Origin of the sequence: Testudinibacter sp. TW-1 (genome assembly GCF_050613185.1) — a bacterium.
GTDB lineage: Bacteria > Pseudomonadota > Gammaproteobacteria > Enterobacterales > Pasteurellaceae > Chelonobacter.
Genome location: NZ_CP192511.1, coordinates 1,349,549 through 1,367,313, shown reverse-complemented (window position 1 = coordinate 1,367,313; position 17,765 = coordinate 1,349,549). Strand labels below are relative to the sequence as shown.

Below are 17,765 nucleotides of genomic sequence, written 5' to 3'. Positions count from 1 at the left end.
AATAAAAACAACAAAAAAGGAGACATTATGTCAAAAGATCCGAATTATCAGGCGGAAGCGGAGAAATATGAAAATCCGATACCGAGCCGTGAGTTTATTTTACAGACCATTCGCGAACACAACGCACCGATGAAACGGCAGGATATTCTGACCGCACTTCATATCAGTGATGAAGAACAGGTCGAAGGCATGCGCCGCCGTTTGCGCGCGATGGAAAACGACGGGCAGTTGGTATTTACCAAACGCCAATGTTATGCGCTGCCGGAAAAATTGTCGTTGCTGAAAGGCACGGTGATCGGACATCGCGACGGTTACGGTTTTTTACAGGTCGAAGGCTCGGTCGGCGGCAAAAAAGAGGACGATTGGTTTATTCCCAACGGACAAATGCAGCGGGTCATGCACGGCGATTATGTGCTGGCGCAACCGAACGGCTTTGATCGGCGTGGACGGCAGGAAGTGCGGATCGTGCGTATTCTGGAGAGCCGTAAAAAACAGATTGTCGGTCGTTTTTTCATGGAGTCGGGCATTGCCTTTGTGGTGCCGGACGACAGTCGTATCAACCACGATATCCTGATTCCGAACGAACACCGCATGGGCGCGCGCATGGGGCAAGTGGTGGTGGTCGAGCTGCAACCACGCACCCGCAACCATAATCCGGTCGGGATTATCACCGAAATTTTGGGCGATAACATGGCGCCCGGTATGGAGGTGGAAATCGCACTGCGCAACCACGATATTCCGCATATCTTCCCCGAAAGCGTGTTAAAGCAGATTAGCGGCTTACAAGAAGAAGTCGGCGAAGAAGCGAAGCAAGGGCGGGTTGATCTGCGGGATTTGCCGCTGGTCACCATTGACGGCGAAGACGCGCGCGATTTTGATGATGCGGTTTATGCGCGCAAAAACGGCGACAGCGGCTGGAAACTGTGGGTGGCGATTGCCGATGTCAGTTATTATGTGCGCCTGAAAACCGCACTTGATGCCGAGGCGCGCAATCGCGGCACCTCGGTTTACTTCCCGAATCGGGTTGTGCCGATGTTGCCGGAAGTGCTGTCGAACGGACTCTGTTCGTTAAATCCGCAAGTGGATCGGTTGTGTATGGTCTGCGAAATGGATATTTCCAAAAAAGGCAAAATGACCGGCTACAAATTCTACGAAGCGGTCATGAACTCCCACGCCCGTTTGACCTACACCAAAGTATGGCGGATTTTAGAGGGCGACGAGGAACTGCGCCAACGCTATGCCCTGCTGGTACCGCACTTGGAAGAGTTGTACAACTTGTTCAACGTGTTGCACGACGCGCGCCAAAAACGCGGTGCGATCGATTTCGAAACCATCGAAACCCAATTTATTTTTAATCCGCAAGGGCGAATCGAACGGATCGAGCCGGTGGTGCGCAATGACGCGCATAAGATCATCGAAGAGTGTATGATCCAAGCCAATATTGCCGCGGCGACTTTTGTCGAAAAAGCGCAAGAACCTGCACTGTTCCGCATTCACGCCGGACCGGGCGAAGAAAAACTGATGGGCTTCCGCAGTTTCCTCAACGAGTGCGGTTTAACCCTTGGCGGCGGTTTGAAACCAACCCCGGCGGATTATGCCGAATTGATGAAACAGGTGAAAGAACGTCCTGATCACGAGCTGATTCAAACCATGTTGTTGCGCTCGCTCAGTCAGGCGGTCTATTCCGCCGACAATATCGGGCATTTCGGTTTGGCATTGGATAACTATGCCCATTTCACCTCGCCAATCCGCCGTTATCCTGATTTGAGCCTGCACCGCGCGATTAAATATTTGATCGCCAAAGCGCAAGGCAGCACAAAACGCAGCACCCACGGCGGCGGTTTTCATTACACCTTAGACGAAATCGACTTGCTCGGCGAGCACTGCTCCACCACCGAACGCCGCGCCGACGATGCTACGCGCGAAGTCGCCGACTGGCTGAAATGCGAATATATGCAGGATCACGTCGGCGAAGAGTTCGACGGCATAATCTCCAGCGTCACCGGTTTCGGCTTGTTCGTGCGCCTGAACGACTTCTTTATCGACGGCTTGGTACATATCTCCACCCTTGATAACGACTACTACCAATTCGACAGCGCGAGGCAACGCTTAATCGGCGAAAACAGCGGCATGTATTACCGTATCGGCGACAAAGTGCGGATCAAAGTCAGCGCCGTCAGTCTGGAACAGAAGCAGATCGATTTCGCGATGGTATCCAGCGAACGCAAACCGCTGCGCGAAGGCAAAACCGCCAAAGACCGCGCCAAGAAAAACGTGCGCTATGCCGAAAGTTTGGAAAAACGCCTGCGCGACGGCAAAAGCGGCAAAGCCAATCCGCAACGTGCCGAGAAAAAGAAACCGTCGCGCAAAAGCGGCGCGTTTAGTAAAGCTAAAAAACGCAAGTAAACCCAAAATATTGAGCCAATTTTTAACAGGAAAAATTGGCTCAATCCAACCAAATCTGACAGATATACGCCTTGAAATAACGCATCATTAGACTCTTTAATTTTATTTATAGAATTAATAACCCCTCCAATATTTTAGGATATTCCAATAAATAATTTCAACAACACAAGCAAACTTACAATTAATTTTCAAAAAAATGTGAGCGCAATCACAACATAATATAATTTGATGTGATATTTATTTAAAAATCCATTCTAAATAGTTTTTAAATAATCAGAAACCAACAAGGTTAATCATGTATTTATTTCTAATAAAAAAAACAAAACAATTTTTCCATTGGCTTGGATGGGGTTATAGTATTTTTTTCTTTTTAACTATATCAACTGCCTCTTACTTCTCTTTACCAATTTTAATTTTAAATGACTATAAAATTAATCACCTATATTATTTTGATATTTCTGCAACAGTTAGCAAGCAAGAAATAAATGGAAAATTAAATAACCATCTCACACTCCGAAGAGTAAGTAACAAATGTTACAAACCTTATTGTGGATTGCCTAAAGAAGGCGAATATAAACTTTCAAAAATAGCGTTTATTAATATAAATGGAATGTCATATATACATTTCATTTGCATAAATAGCGATGTATGTTTTTATAATATAAGCGAGTCTTTTATCCAGATGAAAAAATATACCGCACATAAAAATGCAAAAACCATCTTTTGGGGTGTAATACTTGTAAATATCGTTATGATCATTGAATTTTTTACAAAAGATTATTGGCGAAAAAGAAAAAATAGCAAGTTATAACTGAAAATTCGTTATAGTTTTAATAGCTCAATGCATATTATATCAATTTCCATTAATAAATGAAATGAATCAAAAATAACCTAGGAGCAATATGCTTATCTACATCATCAAAAAAATAAAAGAATTCTTCTTATGGCTTACTATTTCTGAACGCATACTACTTATTTTTATATTAATCCAACTGTATTTTATGACCATTCCTTTTTTAGTTTTCAATGATTATAACATAGGCTATAAATCGTACTCAAACGTTTCAACTCAGATAACAGAAAAAGAAATCAATGGCAGATTAAATAACCACAAGACTATTCGGCAAATAAATAATAAATGCCATATAAATTATTGTGGACTTCCCGTAGAAGGAAGATATTTATTATCTTCGATAACCTTTATAAAAATAAATACAGCCGAATACATTTATTCAATATGCACCGAACAAAATAAATGCCTTTATAATATAGATGAAAGTTTTATTGAGCAAGAAAAAAATGATATAAATCGGAATGCGAAAATTACATTATTCGGTTCTCTTCTTGGTGGTATTTTTATAGCTGTTAAACATATCTTACAACATAGAAGAAGACTAAGCCGCAAGAAATAATATCAGTATTTTCAATATGGTAAGGGAGCTATTATTTTTTAAGGAGTTAAATAATGATTAAGATGATGATTGCTAAATTTGGTGCAGATATTGGTACTATTGATGGAGTTGTAGAAACTAGTTCCATGAGCACATCTTGTAATGGTAAAAATATGGCTTGGAGTGCTGGACTTTCCAGTTCGGCAACAGCTGCCAGCTTTGCTAGTGGTTTTCCCAATCATTTAGGCAATGTAGGCGGTAGCATATCAGCCATTTCAACAGCAATAAATGTGGGCATCAATAAACAGATAACCGCCAGCGATACTTTCACAATTTTAGCTGGTGTTGCCGGCGCATTTGGATTGGGTGTGCCGGCACTTATTTTTGCAGTTGGAGGCTTAGCAGTAACGCTCTATGATAATGCTAACCATCGCGATGCCAATGGCTGTGTTAAACCACCATCTATACCATTAGGCGATCTAATTTCTCCATCCGACGATAATCCAAATACCGATAGAGGAAAAAATACGCCGCTAAGTTGTCCCCTGATTATTGATATGGATAAAAATGGTGTTAAAACAATTTCAATAACTAAAAATACTTTTTTTGATCTAGATAATAACCTCTTTGCAGAAAATACAGGCTGGATAGATAAAGGCGATGCGTTTTTAGTTTGGGATCGTAATGGTAATGGCACTATTGATTCAGGTCATGAATTATTTGGCAATCATACTGTATTAAAAGATGGTAATAAAGCAAATAACGGATTTCTTGCACTAACTGAACTGGATAGCAATCATAATAATATCTTTGATGAAAAAGATGAGGCTTGGTTCACACTTCAACTATGGTTTGATCATAATCAAAATGGTATTGCTGAAGAGGGGGAATTAATCAAACTATCTGAATCCGGTATTAAAAGTATTGACTTATCATATATAGATATCGCTCAAATAGATGAAAGTGGCAATATACATAAACAGCAATCTCAAGTGATTTGGGAAGATGATAGCACTTCAGATATCACAGATATTTGGTTCAATGTAAATACAGCCAAATCTTATTATAAAGAAAAAATTGAGATTAATAATCACATAAAAGAAATGCCGAATATTATTGCTTTTGGCAACTTACTAAACTTACATGAAGCTATTGCAAAGAACCCTAATTTAATCTATGTTATTCAAGAGTACATAGAGGCATCTCCCTCACAGAAAAAAGAACTAATTAATCATCTTATATATGAATGGGCTGGCGTTAGTCATATTGAAGAGAGTAGTCGAGGAGATTTTATTAATGCAAAAAAATTACACACCTTAGAAATATTAACAGGCGAAGCATTTAAACAACAAGGAAGAAATTCAAACCCTAATAAAACAGCATCTACTTTTTTAGAAAATGAATTCAATAAATTCTCCAACTATGTTTATGCACAATTAGAATCAAAGACAAGCTATAAAGACTTATTTAATATCACGCACTTCAATATTAATGCTAGTGGCGAGTTAGAATTTAACTGGGATAAACTAAATTCCGAAATCATTCTACTCGCCAATGATAATAAATTCCAAGAAGCCAGAGAAATTCTATTAATCTCTAAGAACTTAGGTAGTTATAATAATGATTATTTAAAAATAATTAATACAAACCTAACACAGCTTGCAGAGAAAAACAAAATCATTTCTTATATTCTTAATACTGATATAACATTGGGAAAAGATCTATTAATAGGTACAGATAAAAAAGACTTTCTTGTCGGTAGCGTTGATAATGATATGTTAGAAGCAAAAGATGGTGATGATTTTTTATTTGGCGGTGCTGGCAATGATATCTTAAATGGTGATTTAGGCTCTGATACTTATATTTTTAGTAAAGGACACGGTCAAGATATTATTAAAGAAAACCATTTCTGGATGAGGCTCAATGAAAAAGACACAATTCACTTCACCAATATCAATTACAGTGATGTGAAGTTCCGCCAAATCGACAATGACCTTATATTATTCGGTTATAATCAAAATGACTCCATCACTATTAAACAATTTTATGCCGATGAAAAATACCAAGTCGAAAATTTTCAATTTTTAGACCGTTTTTTAAGCCTGAAAGAAATCTTGACCAAAGGCATCGTCATGAGTGGCACTGATAAAGATGATATCACTCATAAAAAGGATGGAAGTACTGTGGAGGATAATACTAAGATAAATCATGATCCAATCAATGTTGAATATCCTAATAATGCTTTAACCAGCGCTAAAGCGCATAACATATTAAATGAGAATATTGGGATAGATGCTTATATATAGAAAATCCTATTTTACTTTGTATCTTCAACTAAAAGCCGATTACAGATATCGGCTTTTATGCTATTTTAGAAATAGTCATAAGCAAAAAATGGGAAAAACATGAGCGAAAATATTTACGGAATCCATGCGGTTTCCTCTTTTTTAAACACCGCACCGGAGCGGGTGATTGAAGTTTTTGTGCTGAAAGGGCGCGAGGATAAACGCCTTCAACCGCTGTTAAATCAACTACATGCGTTAGGTATTGCGGTGCAGCAGATGAACCGGCAAACGCTGGATAAAAAAGCCGACAGTGAGGTACACCAAGGCATTATTGCACGGGTACAACCGGCAAAAGAGTTAAATGAAAACGATCTGGACGCGATTTTAAACGGCAAAAACGCGCCGTTTTTATTGGTGTTGGACGGTGTCACCGATCCGCATAATCTGGGGGCGTGTTTGCGTACCGCCGACGCCGCAGGGGTGGACGCGGTGATTGTGCCGAAAGACAAATCGGCGCAACTGACCTCGACCGCGCGCAAAGTGGCGTGCGGTGCGGCGGAAACCATGCCGTTGATTCGGGTGACCAACCTTGCCCGCACCTTGCGCGATCTGCAGCGTAATCACAATATCTGGGTGGTCGGCACCGCCGGCGAAGCAACCGAAACGCTGTATCAAACCAAACTCGACGGCGCAATTGCATTGGTGATGGGCGCAGAAGGCGAAGGCATGCGCCGCCTCACGCGCGAACATTGCGATCAATTAATCAGCATTCCGATGGCAGGCAGCGTTTCATCACTGAATGTGTCTGTGGCGACCGGTGTTTGCCTGTTTGAAATTGTGCGCCAGCGGATAAAGTAAGCCCGGCTATATTTCCCTTCTCCCTTGATGGGAGAAGGTGCCCGAAGAGTGGATGAGGGTGAAATAAAGCAAATTTGTACTCCCCCCTCATCCTGAGTTTAGCTTCTGAACGAAGCTAAAATCTGTCCTTCTCCCACAAGGGGCGAAGGAATTATAAAAATTTCGTATCTCAACCTACCGTTTTAAAAGGAAAAAAAATGAAATACCGTGTCGTTGCATTTGACTTAGATGGAACACTGCTTAACAGTCAAGGCGAAATTTTAGCGAGCAGCATTGAAGCAATCAATGTCGCACGGGCTAAGGGTGTCAAAGTCGTTCTGGTGACCGGGCGCCACCATACCGCGGTGAAACCGTATTATCACCAGTTACAACTGGATACGCCGATTATCTGTTGCAACGGCACTTACATTTATGATGTTGCCAGCGACAGCACGCCGATAGCAAATCCATTCACTTGGCAACAGGCACGCAAGGTGATCGAGACCGCCGAACAATTAGGCATTCACCTGCTGATGTACACCCGTGATCAAATGACCTTCACCGAATTTAATCCGCATATGCGCAAATTTTCCCAATGGGTGGCGCAATGCCCGGAAAATGTACGCCCGAATTTACAGCAAATCAGCAGTTTTTACGCGCCGCTGGCTAATCAGCAAGCGATTTGGAAATTTGTGATCAGCCACCCTGATCGTGCATTAATGGAAAGTGCAGTTGCGCAATTGCCAAGCGAGCAGTTCAGCTGCGAATGGTCGTGGCTCGATCGGGTCGATGTCGCCAACAACGGCAACAGCAAAGGCGGACGGCTGCTGGAGCTGTTAAAAAGCTGGAATGTCGATCCGCAGCAGGTGATCGCCTTCGGCGACAACCATAATGACATCAGCATGCTGACCGCGGTCGGCTTGGGCGTGGCGATGGGCAATGCGGAAGCCGATGTCAAAACACAGGCGAAATTGATCACCACCGACCATGATCAAAACGGCATTCAACAAGTTTTGGCAAAATATTTATAACATTTTTATCGGTTAAGGTTTTTTTAAGAACTCTTTGTTTTAATACACTCAACAAAGCGTTACAAACAAGCACCGAAGTGCTGACGCCTTGTCAACATTTGATGAAAATTAAACTCGGAAAGCAACTATTATGAAAAAATTAACCTTAACCTCAGCCCTTTTATTAGCCGTCAGCGGCGCTGCATTAGCCGCTACACAAAGTGCCGGCGGCACGCAACCGACTTTTGGCGGCGAGTGCGTTATGCAAAAATATGACTGTAAACGCAGCGACAAATTCCAACGCGGCGGATTCGTCGGTGAGCAGGCGGCGGTAACCAAAGTCGTCGATATTAAAAACCTGAAAGATGATGCCCGAGTGGTATTGGAAGGGGTCATCGAGCAACAGGTCGGCAAAGACGATTACGTGTTTAAAGATGACAGCGGCAGCATAGAAGTGGAAATCGAGCGTCGTGCTTGGGCAGGACAGGAAGTAACCCCGACTGATAAAGTGAAATTGTTCGGCGAAGTGGATAAATCTTGGAACAAGGTTGAAGTCGAAATTCACCGTGTGATTAAACTATAATAATCCATAACCCCAACCGCACTTTGGCTAAAGTGCGGTTTCTCCATAGCAAAAATAGATAAACTGGACGGTTTTTATGCGTATCTTGTTAATCGAAGATGATCCGCTGATTGGCGACGGTTTGAAAATCGGGCTGACTAAATTCAATTACAGCGTGGATTGGTTTCAAGACGGCAAAACCGGCTTTGAAGCGTTAAACAGCGCGCCTTATGACGCGGTGGTGCTGGATTTAACCCTGCCGAAAATGGACGGTATGGATATTTTGCAGCAGTGGCGCAAACAAAACCAAGCTGTACCGGTGCTGATTTTGACCGCACGCGACAGCCTGGAGCAGCGAGTCTCCGGTTTGAAACAGGGCGCGGACGATTATCTGTGCAAACCTTTTGCCCTGAGCGAAGTCGCGGCACGCTTGGAAGCGCTGATCCGCCGCCGTCACGGCAACCTGAATCCGGTCATCACCCACGGCAACCTCAGCTTCGAACCCGAGGCCAGAGTGGTTAAAATCGACGGGCGGGCGATTAACCTGACGACCCGTGAATTTAAACTGTTGGCACTGTTTTTGTCCAATAAAGAACGGGTGTTGCCGCGTGCGCTGATCGAAGAAAAACTGCATAGCTGGGACGATGAAATCAGCAGCAATGCGCTGGAAGTGCATATCCACAACCTGCGTAAAAAACTCGGCAACCACGTTATCCGCACGGTGCACGGCGTAGGTTACACTTTAGGCAAAGTCGATGAGAATTAACAGTTTACGCTTACGTTTAATTATTATCCTTTCGCTCGCCTCATTATTGCTTTGGGTCGTTGCCGGCGGCATTGCCTGGGTCAAAGCCAAAGACGAAACCGACAACGTGTTTGACGCACAACAAATTTTATTCGCCCAACGGTTAGCCACCTCCAATTTACGTCAAATTTTAATGCAACAGCATAGCGGCAAAATACAAGACAGTTTCAAACCGCCTCGCCATGCGCGCAAAAAAATACTGGATGATGATGCGCTTGCGTTCGCTATTTTCACCCGCCAAGGCGAACGGATTTTATCCGACGGACAAAACGGCGATGAAATTGCTTTTTTGCCGGTACGCGGTTTTGCCAAGCAGCAGATTGATGATGAGGCTTGGCGAGTGTTCTGGCTACCTGCCGGCAATGGCGAACTGATGATTGCCGTCGGGCAGGAAATGGAATACCGCAATGATATTGTCAGCGATATGGTGTTCAGCCAGTTGCTGGTTTGGCTTGCCGGTTTGCCGATTTTGCTTGCCTTAATCGTGTTTGTGGTCAGCCGTGAACTGGCGCCGTTGAAGCGTTTGCGCCGGCAGCTTGCCAAGCGTTCGCCGGAAGATAACAGCGACTTATCGATCCCTCAGCTGCCATCAGAAATCCAACCGCTGGTGAACAGCCTAAATCATTTTTTTCAAAAAACATCCGGCACCTTATTGCGTGAACGCCGCTTCACCTCCGATGCCGCCCATGAACTGCGTAGTCCGCTGACCGCACTTCGGGTGCAAACCGAGATCGCACAACTCGCCGGTGATGACAGCGCAATGCGCAACCAAGCGCTAGGCAATCTGACCAATGGCATTGATCGCGCCACGCAACTGATTGAGCAGCTGCTCACCCTGTCGCGTTTGGATTCGGTGGTGGAATTGGATAATTTGGAACTGATTAAATGGCAGGATCTGATTGAATCCTTGCTTGGCGAGCGCTCTTTCGCCGCCGGTAAAAAGCGGATCGAACTGGCTTTCGAACAGCAAGGCACTCCGGCAGAGCAGCTGGGGCAACCATTATTAATCTCCTTAATGCTGCGTAACTTAATTGATAACGCCATTCACTATTGCCCGCACGGCAGCCGAGTCTGCGTCAGTTTATATACCGACCGCGTCGTCGTGAGCGATAACGGCAACGGAGTCGAACCCGAAGATTTAGAAAAACTGGGACAACGCTTTTACCGCCCTGCCGGGCAAAACGAAAAAGGCAGCGGCTTGGGCTTATCCATTGTTAATCGGATCGCCGAATTACACCATTATTCGGTAAAATACCGTAACGGCGTGCCAAAAGGCTTCCAAAGCGAGATCCGATTCTAATAATCCTAAATAGGTATTTGACATCGTTTCTAAAAATCGGTATTAATGGAATTGAAACGTCGTGAATCCTTGTTTCGCTCTCACTCGAACCAAATGGAGGGGTTATGCCTAAAAAACTACGCAAAAATCTGGGAACACCCGACCGCATTATTCGAATTGTATTGGGGATTACCTTATGTATCCTAAGTGCGCTCAAGATTATCGGCCCGTGGGGCTATCTCGGCGTATTGCTGACCATTAGCGGGCTGCTGAGTTATTGCTTGATTTATAAATGGTTAGGCATTTCCACCTGTGTCAATAATTGCGAAATTGATTTTGATGATGAGCATACCTGATATTTCAATCGCGTCGCTAACCGCACTTGGCAGCAAGTGCGGTTTTTTGTTTCGGCGTTTTATAACCGTTTTGCCGCCTGCATGCCCAACCACATAAAGCCGACAAATAAAAAGGCTTGGCTGTGCAACGAAGTCAGTTGCACCAATGCCGGTGCCGGGCAAATCCCGACCATACCCCAGCCAATCCCGAACAAGATTGCCCCGATAATCAGACGCTTGTCCAACCGCTTGTTTTTAGGCAACTCCAACGCCTGCCCGCAAACGCTGCTACTGCGCGTTTTGCTATACAAAAACAGTGGTACGGTCACGGATAATGCCCCCAGCATTACCCATAACAAATCCATCCGCCACTGTCCGAAAATATCCAAAAAGCCTTGCACCACCGTCGGATTGGTCATCTGCGACAAGATCAGCCCTAAACCAAAAATAAAGCCGCTGAATACTGCGATTCCGACAATCATTTAGCCACCCCATACATGATGTAAAATTGCCACCGTTGCCATTGCCGACGACATGAAAAGTGCGGTCGCCAAGATAGAACGCGGCGAAAAACGCGCCATGCCGCAAATGCCGTGTCCGCTGGTGCAGCCTGAACCGAGCCCCGTGCCGAATCCGACTAAAAACGCCGCAAGCGCCAGCCACCACCAAGCATAGCCCTGTGGATTGAGTGTGCCCAAGTCCCAGCCGAAAAGTGCGGTTGCGGCAAAACCACTTAATAAAACGCCGCCGACAAAACCCCAACGCCAACTTTCGCCACGGACAAAGCTCAAACGCGACACAATCCCGCTGACCCCGGCAATTCTGCCAATGCCAATCCATAGCAGCGCCACTGCCAGCCCGATCACCACCCCGCCTAAATACGCATGCATTTTAGTTTTCCTTTTGACAAAAAAATTGATACATCAACTCCAATACGGCTTTCACCCGCTGATCGGATACGTGATAGTAGTGGTAACGCCCTTGTTTGCGCACGTCTACCAAGCCCTCGTTGCGCAACACCGTCAATTGTTGCGACAATGTCGGCTGCAAAATACCCAGCTGTTGTTCCAACTCGCCTACGGCATATTCGCGCTGGCTTAAAGCGCACAACAACAGTAAACGATCTTGATTCGCCAATGCCTGCAAAAAAGCTTTTGCCTGCTCGGCAGCTTGTTTCATCTCCGCTATATCCATGTTCACCTCATGCAATATCAATTAATATTATATAATAATATATTATATTTTTTTGATTGTCTATTCCTTTTTGCCGGCATAAAAAAACACGCCGAAGCGTGCTCAGATTGCTGACAAATTTACTTCCCTCCGCGGGCGAAGGAGTAGAGGGAGGGTAATATTAAAATGCAACACATTCATTTTTAAAATGATTTATGCCTCCCTCCGTCCTTCGGACACCTCCCTCCGTATACGGAGGGAGGGAAATGATTCGAGAAAGAGACTTTGCCATCAGCCTGAGCACGCCGAAGCGTGCTGATTATGCTGAGAACATGATTAGCGCAAAAACGCCGGAATATTTTTCTCATACTCCGCAATTTTGTCTTCATGCTGCAAGGTCAGACCGATGTTATCCAAGCCTTCCAATAGGCAGTGGCGACGGAATTCGTCCAGCTCAAAGTGGTAAACTTTTTCGCCGACGGTAACGGTTTTCGCCACTAAATCCACAGCAATTTGCTTGCCCTCATTTGCCCACACCCATTGGAAAATCTCTTCCACTTCGTCTTCGCTCAAACGGATTGGCAGCATATGGTTGTTGAGGCTGTTGTTATAGAAAATATCGGCGAAACTGGGGGCGATCATCACTTTAAAGCCGTAGTCCGCCAACGCCCAAGGCGCGTGTTCACGCGACGAGCCGCAACCTAAGTTTTTGCGCGCCAGTAAAATGGTTGCGCCTTGATATTGCGGATAATTCAACACGAATTCCGGATTCGGTTGGGTGCCGTCCACGTCCAGATAACGCCATTCGTGGAATAGATGTTTGCCGAAACCGACACGGGTAATCGCTTGTAAAAATTGTTTCGGAATAATTGCGTCGGTGTCCACATTGGCGGCATCCAGTGGAACGACTAAACCTGAAAGTTGTTTAAAACCTGCCATTGCGAACTCCTTAATTTAATGAAACTTGACGAATATCGACGAATTTGCCGAACACTGCCGCCGCCGCTGCCATTGCCGGGCTGACCAAATGGGTGCGTCCGTTGCGTCCTTGACGCCCTTCAAAGTTGCGGTTGCTGGTGGAGGCGCAACGTTCCCATTCGCCCAAACGGTCATCGTTCATGCCTAAGCACATCGAGCAGCCCGGATTACGCCACTCTGCGCCGGCTTCGATAAAGATTTTATCCAAGCCTTCTTGTTCCGCCTGCTCTTTGACTAAACCGGAACCGGGCACGACCAACACGCGTTTAACGTTATCCGCCACTTTACGCCCTTTCATCACCGCCGCCGCCGCGCGCAGATCTTCGATACGCGAGTTGGTGCAAGAGCCGATAAACACTTGATCCACTTCAACCTCGGTTAAATCGGTATTGGCGGCTAAGCCGATATACTCCAACGCTTTTTCCGCTGAGGCACGTACTACGCTGTCGCTCATTTCCTCTGGATTAGGCACTAATTGATCGATGCCGATCACCTGTCCCGGATTGGTGCCCCAAGTGACTTGCGGCGCAATGTCTTTGGCTTCCAGCACCACAACCGTATCAAACTCTGCGCCGTCGTCGGTTTTTAAGGTTTTCCAATATGCTACGGCGTCGTCCCAATCTTTGCCTTGCGGCGCATGCGGGCGGCCTTTTAAGTAGGCAAAGGTGGTTTCGTCAGGGGCGATTAATCCGGCTTTTGCGCCCAATTCAATCGCCATATTGCACACCGTCATACGCCCTTCCATTGACAAATCGCGGATTGCCTCACCGCAAAATTCGACCACGTGCCCGGTGCCGCCTGCCATGGTGGTTTTGCCGATAATCGCTAATACGATATCTTTGGCGGTGATTCCTGCGCCGACTTTGCCGCGCACTTCGATTTTCATGCTTTTGGCGCGGGCTTGTTTGAGGGTTTGGGTGGCGAGTACGTGTTCCACTTCCGACGTACCGATCCCGAATGCCAACGCCCCGAATGCGCCGTGGGTTGCGGTGTGCGAGTCGCCGCAAACAATGGTCATACCGGGCAAGGTCAAACCCTGTTCAGGCCCCATCACATGCACGATTCCTTGCTGTTTGCTGTCCATATCAAACAGCGAAATACCGGTGGCTTTGCAGTTTTTATCCAATTCCAACACCTGAATCCGTGCCTGCCCTTCCAGTTTATTCACATCGCGTTCTTGGGTGGAAATGCTGTGATCCATAGTGCCGAAAGTTTTGCCCACTTGGCGCACGTGGCGGTTTGCCACGCGCAAGCCGTCAAAGGCTTGCGGGCTGGTGACTTCGTGGATCAGATGGCGGTTGATGTACAAAATCGGGGTTTCGCCGTCCGCTTCATACACCACGTGCGAGTCAAACAGTTTTTCATATAAGGTTTTTTTCATTGTGCTATCCGTAAATATGTAATCGGTAAATTCGTGAGTTTTAATTAAATCGCCGCCGCAATCAAATCGCCCATTTCGGAGGTTGAAACCGGTTGATTGTTATCGGCTAAATCGCCGGTACGGTGTCCGTCAGCCAATACTTTCTGTACCGCACTTTCAATCGCTTGCGCCGCCTCTTCCAAGTTAAAGCTGTAACGCAACATCATTGCCGCCGATAAAATCTGTGCAATCGGGTTAGCAATATTTTTGCCTGCGATGTCGGGGGCAGAACCGCCGGCCGGTTCGTATAAACCGAAACCTTGTTCGTTCATACTGGCGGACGGCAACATGCCCATCGAGCCGGTGATCATCGCACATTCATCGGAAATAATATCGCCGAAAATATTCGAGCACAGCAGCACATCGAAGAACGACGGCTGTTTGATCATCTGCATGGTCGCATTATCGATATAAATATGATCCAAGCGCACTTCAGGGTAATCTTTCGCCACGTCATTCACCACTTCGCGCCACAAGACCGAACTGGTCAGCACATTGGCTTTATCCACCGACGTGACGTGTTTAGTGCGTTTAAGTGCGGTTTCAAATGCAATGCGCGCAATGCGTTCGATTTCATAGCGGTGATAGACTTCGGTGTCATAGGCTTTTTCCATTGCGCCTTCGCCTTCGCGTCCTTTCGGTTGCCCGAAATAGATCCCGCCGGTCAATTCGCGCACCACCACCATATCAAAACCGGTTGCGGCAATGTCGGCACGCAACGGACAGAACTTTTCCAAGCCTTTGTATAGCGTCGCCGGGCGCAAATTACAGAACAACGCAAAGTGTTTTCTTAATGGCAATAACGCACCGCGCTCCGGTTGTTCTGCCGGCGGCAAACTTTCCCATTTCGGACCGCCAACCGAACCGAACAGAATCGCGTCCGCGGCTTCGCAGCCCTGCAACGTCACGTCGGGCAACGCCTTACCGTGGTTATCGATCCCGGCACCGCCGACATCAAAATGGTTGTAGTTCAACTTAAACCGAAATTTTGGCTGCACCGCATCTAACACTTTGATTGCTTGCGCCATAATTTCAGGGCCGATCCCGTCGCCGGCCAGCACTGCTACGTTGTATGTTTGCATTTTTTCTTCCTCTGTTTTTATTTTTTCGTTCCCTTCTCCCCTTGTGGGAGAAGGACAGATTTGACCGTCGTTCAGACGCTTAAATCAGGATGAGGGGAATATTCGCTTACATCACCCTCATCCGCCCTGCGGGCACCTTCTCCCATTAAGGGAGAAGGGAATTGTTCAGTCTTATTTCTTGGCTTTCAAATCCGCCACTTTATGCGCGCGATAAATCGCATTAATCGCATGGATCAACGCCAAGGCGGACGATTCGATAATATCCGTCGCCAAGCCGACGCCGTGGAATTTGCGCCCTTTGTGTTCGACCACAATATCCACCTGCCCCAACGCCTCCGCGCCTTCGCCTTTGGCGGTTAAGTTATAGTGCGACATGGTTAATTCCAAGCCGGTTAATGCCAAAATGGCATTATAAGTCGCATCGACCGGGCCATTGCCGCCGGTGGAAACCGTGCTTAACTTCTCGCCGTCCAATTCGATTTGCACGAATGACGTCGCCGGGAAATCGCTGACCGAGTGCGCCGAGATCTTGTCTAAACGCAGACGATCTTCGTCCCCTTGCTGCATATCGATAAACGCCAGCGCTTCCAAATCATAGTCGAACACTTGCCCTTTCTTGTCCGCCAGTTTTAGGAAAGCGTCATACAATTTATCCAAATCGTAATCTGCTTCGGCATAGCCCATATCCGCCATATGCCCTTTCACCGCCGCCCGTCCTGAGCGCGCGGTTAAGTTCAATTTCTCTTTTTTCAAGCCGATCGATTCCGGCGACATGATTTCGTAGGTATTTTTATTTTTTAACATACCGTCTTGGTGAATGCCCGATGAATGCGCAAAGGCATTTTTACCGACAATCGCCTTGTTCGGCTGAATCGGCATATTGCACAGCTGGCTCACCATTTGGCTGACACGGTGGATTTCCTGGGTGTTAATGCGGGTATCCACCTTAAACATATCCTGACGGGTTTTAATCGCCATCACCACTTCTTCAAGTGCGGTATTGCCGGCGCGCTCGCCAATGCCGTTAATGGTACATTCAATCTGACGCGCCCCGTTCAGCACCGCGGTCAACGAGTTGGCGGTCGCCATGCCCAAATCGTTATGGCAATGCACCGACACAATCGCTTTATCAATATTCGGTACGCGGTTCATCACCTGATGAATGATATTACCGTATTCGGTCGGCAAGCAGAAACCGACGGTATCGGGAATATTCACCGTGGTTGCGCCGGCATGAATCGCCGCTTCCACAATACGGCAAATATTATCAATCCCGGTACGCCCGGCATCTTCACAAGAAAATTCCACGTCATTGGTGTAATTTCTGGCGCGTTTCACCGCGCGCACCGCCCGTTCAACCACATCGTCAAAGGTGCTTTTCAGCTTTGCTTCCACGTGCAAGGCGGAACTGGCGATAAAAGTGTGAATGCGAAAACGCTCGGCCTCTTTTAAGGCTTCGTACACCGCGTCAATATCGCGATCCACCGCACGCGACAGCCCGCACACCACCGAGTTTTTAATATGCTGCCCGATGGTACGCACCGATTCAAAATCACCGGAAGACGAAACCGGGAAGCCCACTTCCATCACGTCCACGCCCAAACGTTCCAAGGCTAGGGCAATTTGCAACTTCTCTTTCACCGTCAAACTGGCACTCAACGCCTGCTCGCCGTCACGCAAGGTGGTATCAAAAATAATCACGTTATCACTCATCACATTTTCCTTATGTTGATATTGCCCAAAGTGCGGTTTATAAATGCAAAAAACCCGCAACGTTGTGCGGGTTTAAAATTCGTGTGAATTGCAATTTGCCAATCATCTTCCACAGTCGAGCCGCACAATCAGTTTGCGAGCAAGAGTAGGAGAGAGAAAGTAGCAAATGGGAAATTCATCGTTTATATCCAAATTAAATTAATGTGCGCTCAGCACAGAATGACGGCTATTTTTACTTGCCAACCGCACTTTGTCAATCAATTAAATAATATTTTCTACTAAAAATCAGAATCAAACCGCCATTAAAATTATATAAAAATCCATTTTTAAAATAAAAATCAAAATAAAATTTCAAAAAACTGAAAAATAACAGATTTAATCTAGTTTTAAACGACCATTTACAGGATAGCAAACTTTTTAAGCAATTGTACCCTTGCACAGGAAGCGACGATAGAATCGTAATATGATTTTTCATATAGCGTAAATGCG

The 17,765-nt window shown here is 45.9% G+C and carries 17 protein-coding genes; 10 read left to right on the top strand and 7 right to left on the bottom strand.

What is annotated here, in order from left to right; genetic code table 11:
* Positions 1 to 27: 27 nt before the first annotated feature.
* The 10 genes from rnr (at position 28) to ACQ31U_RS06530 (ending at position 10,931) form a co-directional block, all read left to right on the top strand.
* The gene (rnr, locus tag ACQ31U_RS06575) at positions 28 to 2,406 is read left to right on the top strand and encodes a ribonuclease R (protein ID WP_431050488.1); all 2,379 of its coding nucleotides are present in this window, start codon (positions 28 to 30) and stop codon (positions 2,404 to 2,406) included.
* 295 nt (positions 2,407 to 2,701) lie between these two features.
* On the top strand, positions 2,702 to 3,217 hold the full coding sequence (locus tag ACQ31U_RS06570) for a hypothetical protein (RefSeq protein WP_431050486.1): 516 nt from the start codon (positions 2,702 to 2,704) through the stop codon (positions 3,215 to 3,217).
* 91 nt (positions 3,218 to 3,308) lie between these two features.
* Positions 3,309 to 3,818 carry a hypothetical protein gene (locus tag ACQ31U_RS06565; protein ID WP_431050484.1) on the top strand — a complete coding sequence of 170 codons (510 nt, stop codon included), beginning with the start codon at positions 3,309 to 3,311 and terminating at the stop codon, positions 3,816 to 3,818.
* Positions 3,819 to 3,871: 53 nt separating this feature from the next.
* Complete coding sequence (locus ACQ31U_RS06560; RefSeq protein WP_431050482.1) at positions 3,872 to 6,103, top strand: calcium-binding protein; 2,232 nt, start codon at positions 3,872 to 3,874, stop codon at positions 6,101 to 6,103.
* Between the two features lie 99 nt (positions 6,104 to 6,202).
* Positions 6,203 to 6,940: a 23S rRNA (guanosine(2251)-2'-O)-methyltransferase RlmB gene (gene rlmB, locus ACQ31U_RS06555; protein ID WP_431050480.1), complete on the top strand. Its 738-nt coding sequence runs from the start codon at positions 6,203 to 6,205 to the stop codon at positions 6,938 to 6,940.
* A gap of 197 nt (positions 6,941 to 7,137) precedes the next feature.
* On the top strand, positions 7,138 to 7,950 hold the full coding sequence (locus ACQ31U_RS06550) for a pyridoxal phosphatase (protein WP_431050478.1): 813 nt from the start codon (positions 7,138 to 7,140) through the stop codon (positions 7,948 to 7,950).
* Between the two features lie 130 nt (positions 7,951 to 8,080).
* The gene (locus ACQ31U_RS06545; RefSeq protein WP_431050476.1) at positions 8,081 to 8,512 is read left to right on the top strand and encodes a YgiW/YdeI family stress tolerance OB fold protein; all 432 of its coding nucleotides are present in this window, start codon (positions 8,081 to 8,083) and stop codon (positions 8,510 to 8,512) included.
* Positions 8,513 to 8,588: 76 nt separating this feature from the next.
* A complete protein-coding gene (locus ACQ31U_RS06540; protein ID WP_431050474.1) occupies positions 8,589 to 9,257 on the top strand; it encodes a response regulator in 669 nt (222 codons plus the stop codon).
* A complete protein-coding gene (qseC, locus tag ACQ31U_RS06535) occupies positions 9,247 to 10,596 on the top strand; it encodes a quorum sensing histidine kinase QseC (protein WP_431050471.1) in 1,350 nt (449 codons plus the stop codon). The genes ACQ31U_RS06540 and qseC overlap by 11 nt, the downstream gene beginning before the upstream one ends.
* Positions 10,597 to 10,700: 104 nt before the next feature.
* Positions 10,701 to 10,931, top strand: coding sequence for a YgaP family membrane protein (locus tag ACQ31U_RS06530; RefSeq protein WP_431050469.1), 231 nt, complete (start codon positions 10,701 to 10,703; stop codon positions 10,929 to 10,931).
* Between the two features lie 59 nt (positions 10,932 to 10,990).
* On the opposite strand, the gene ACQ31U_RS06525 is transcribed toward ACQ31U_RS06530, so the two are convergent.
* From ACQ31U_RS06525 to leuA, 7 genes are all read right to left on the bottom strand, one after another.
* Positions 10,991 to 11,392: a DUF6691 family protein gene (locus ACQ31U_RS06525; protein ID WP_431050467.1), complete on the bottom strand. Its 402-nt coding sequence runs from the start codon at positions 11,390 to 11,392 to the stop codon at positions 10,991 to 10,993.
* Complete coding sequence (locus tag ACQ31U_RS06520) at positions 11,393 to 11,800, bottom strand: YeeE/YedE family protein (protein WP_431050465.1); 408 nt, start codon at positions 11,798 to 11,800, stop codon at positions 11,393 to 11,395.
* A gap of 1 nt (position 11,801) precedes the next feature.
* A complete protein-coding gene (locus ACQ31U_RS06515) occupies positions 11,802 to 12,104 on the bottom strand; it encodes an ArsR/SmtB family transcription factor (protein ID WP_431050463.1) in 303 nt (100 codons plus the stop codon).
* Positions 12,105 to 12,419: 315 nt separating this feature from the next.
* On the bottom strand, positions 12,420 to 13,022 hold the full coding sequence (gene leuD / locus ACQ31U_RS06510; RefSeq protein ID WP_431050461.1) for a 3-isopropylmalate dehydratase small subunit: 603 nt from the start codon (positions 13,020 to 13,022) through the stop codon (positions 12,420 to 12,422).
* 10 nt (positions 13,023 to 13,032) lie between these two features.
* On the bottom strand, positions 13,033 to 14,442 hold the full coding sequence (gene leuC, locus ACQ31U_RS06505) for a 3-isopropylmalate dehydratase large subunit (protein ID WP_431054244.1): 1,410 nt from the start codon (positions 14,440 to 14,442) through the stop codon (positions 13,033 to 13,035).
* Positions 14,443 to 14,486: 44 nt separating this feature from the next.
* Positions 14,487 to 15,563 carry a 3-isopropylmalate dehydrogenase gene (gene leuB / locus ACQ31U_RS06500; protein ID WP_431054243.1) on the bottom strand — a complete coding sequence of 359 codons (1,077 nt, stop codon included), beginning with the start codon at positions 15,561 to 15,563 and terminating at the stop codon, positions 14,487 to 14,489.
* A gap of 171 nt (positions 15,564 to 15,734) precedes the next feature.
* Positions 15,735 to 17,276 (bottom strand): 2-isopropylmalate synthase, encoded by a 1,542-nt coding sequence (gene leuA / locus ACQ31U_RS06495; protein WP_431054242.1) that lies wholly within the window; start codon positions 17,274 to 17,276, stop codon positions 15,735 to 15,737.
* Positions 17,277 to 17,765: the final 489 nt, after the last annotated feature.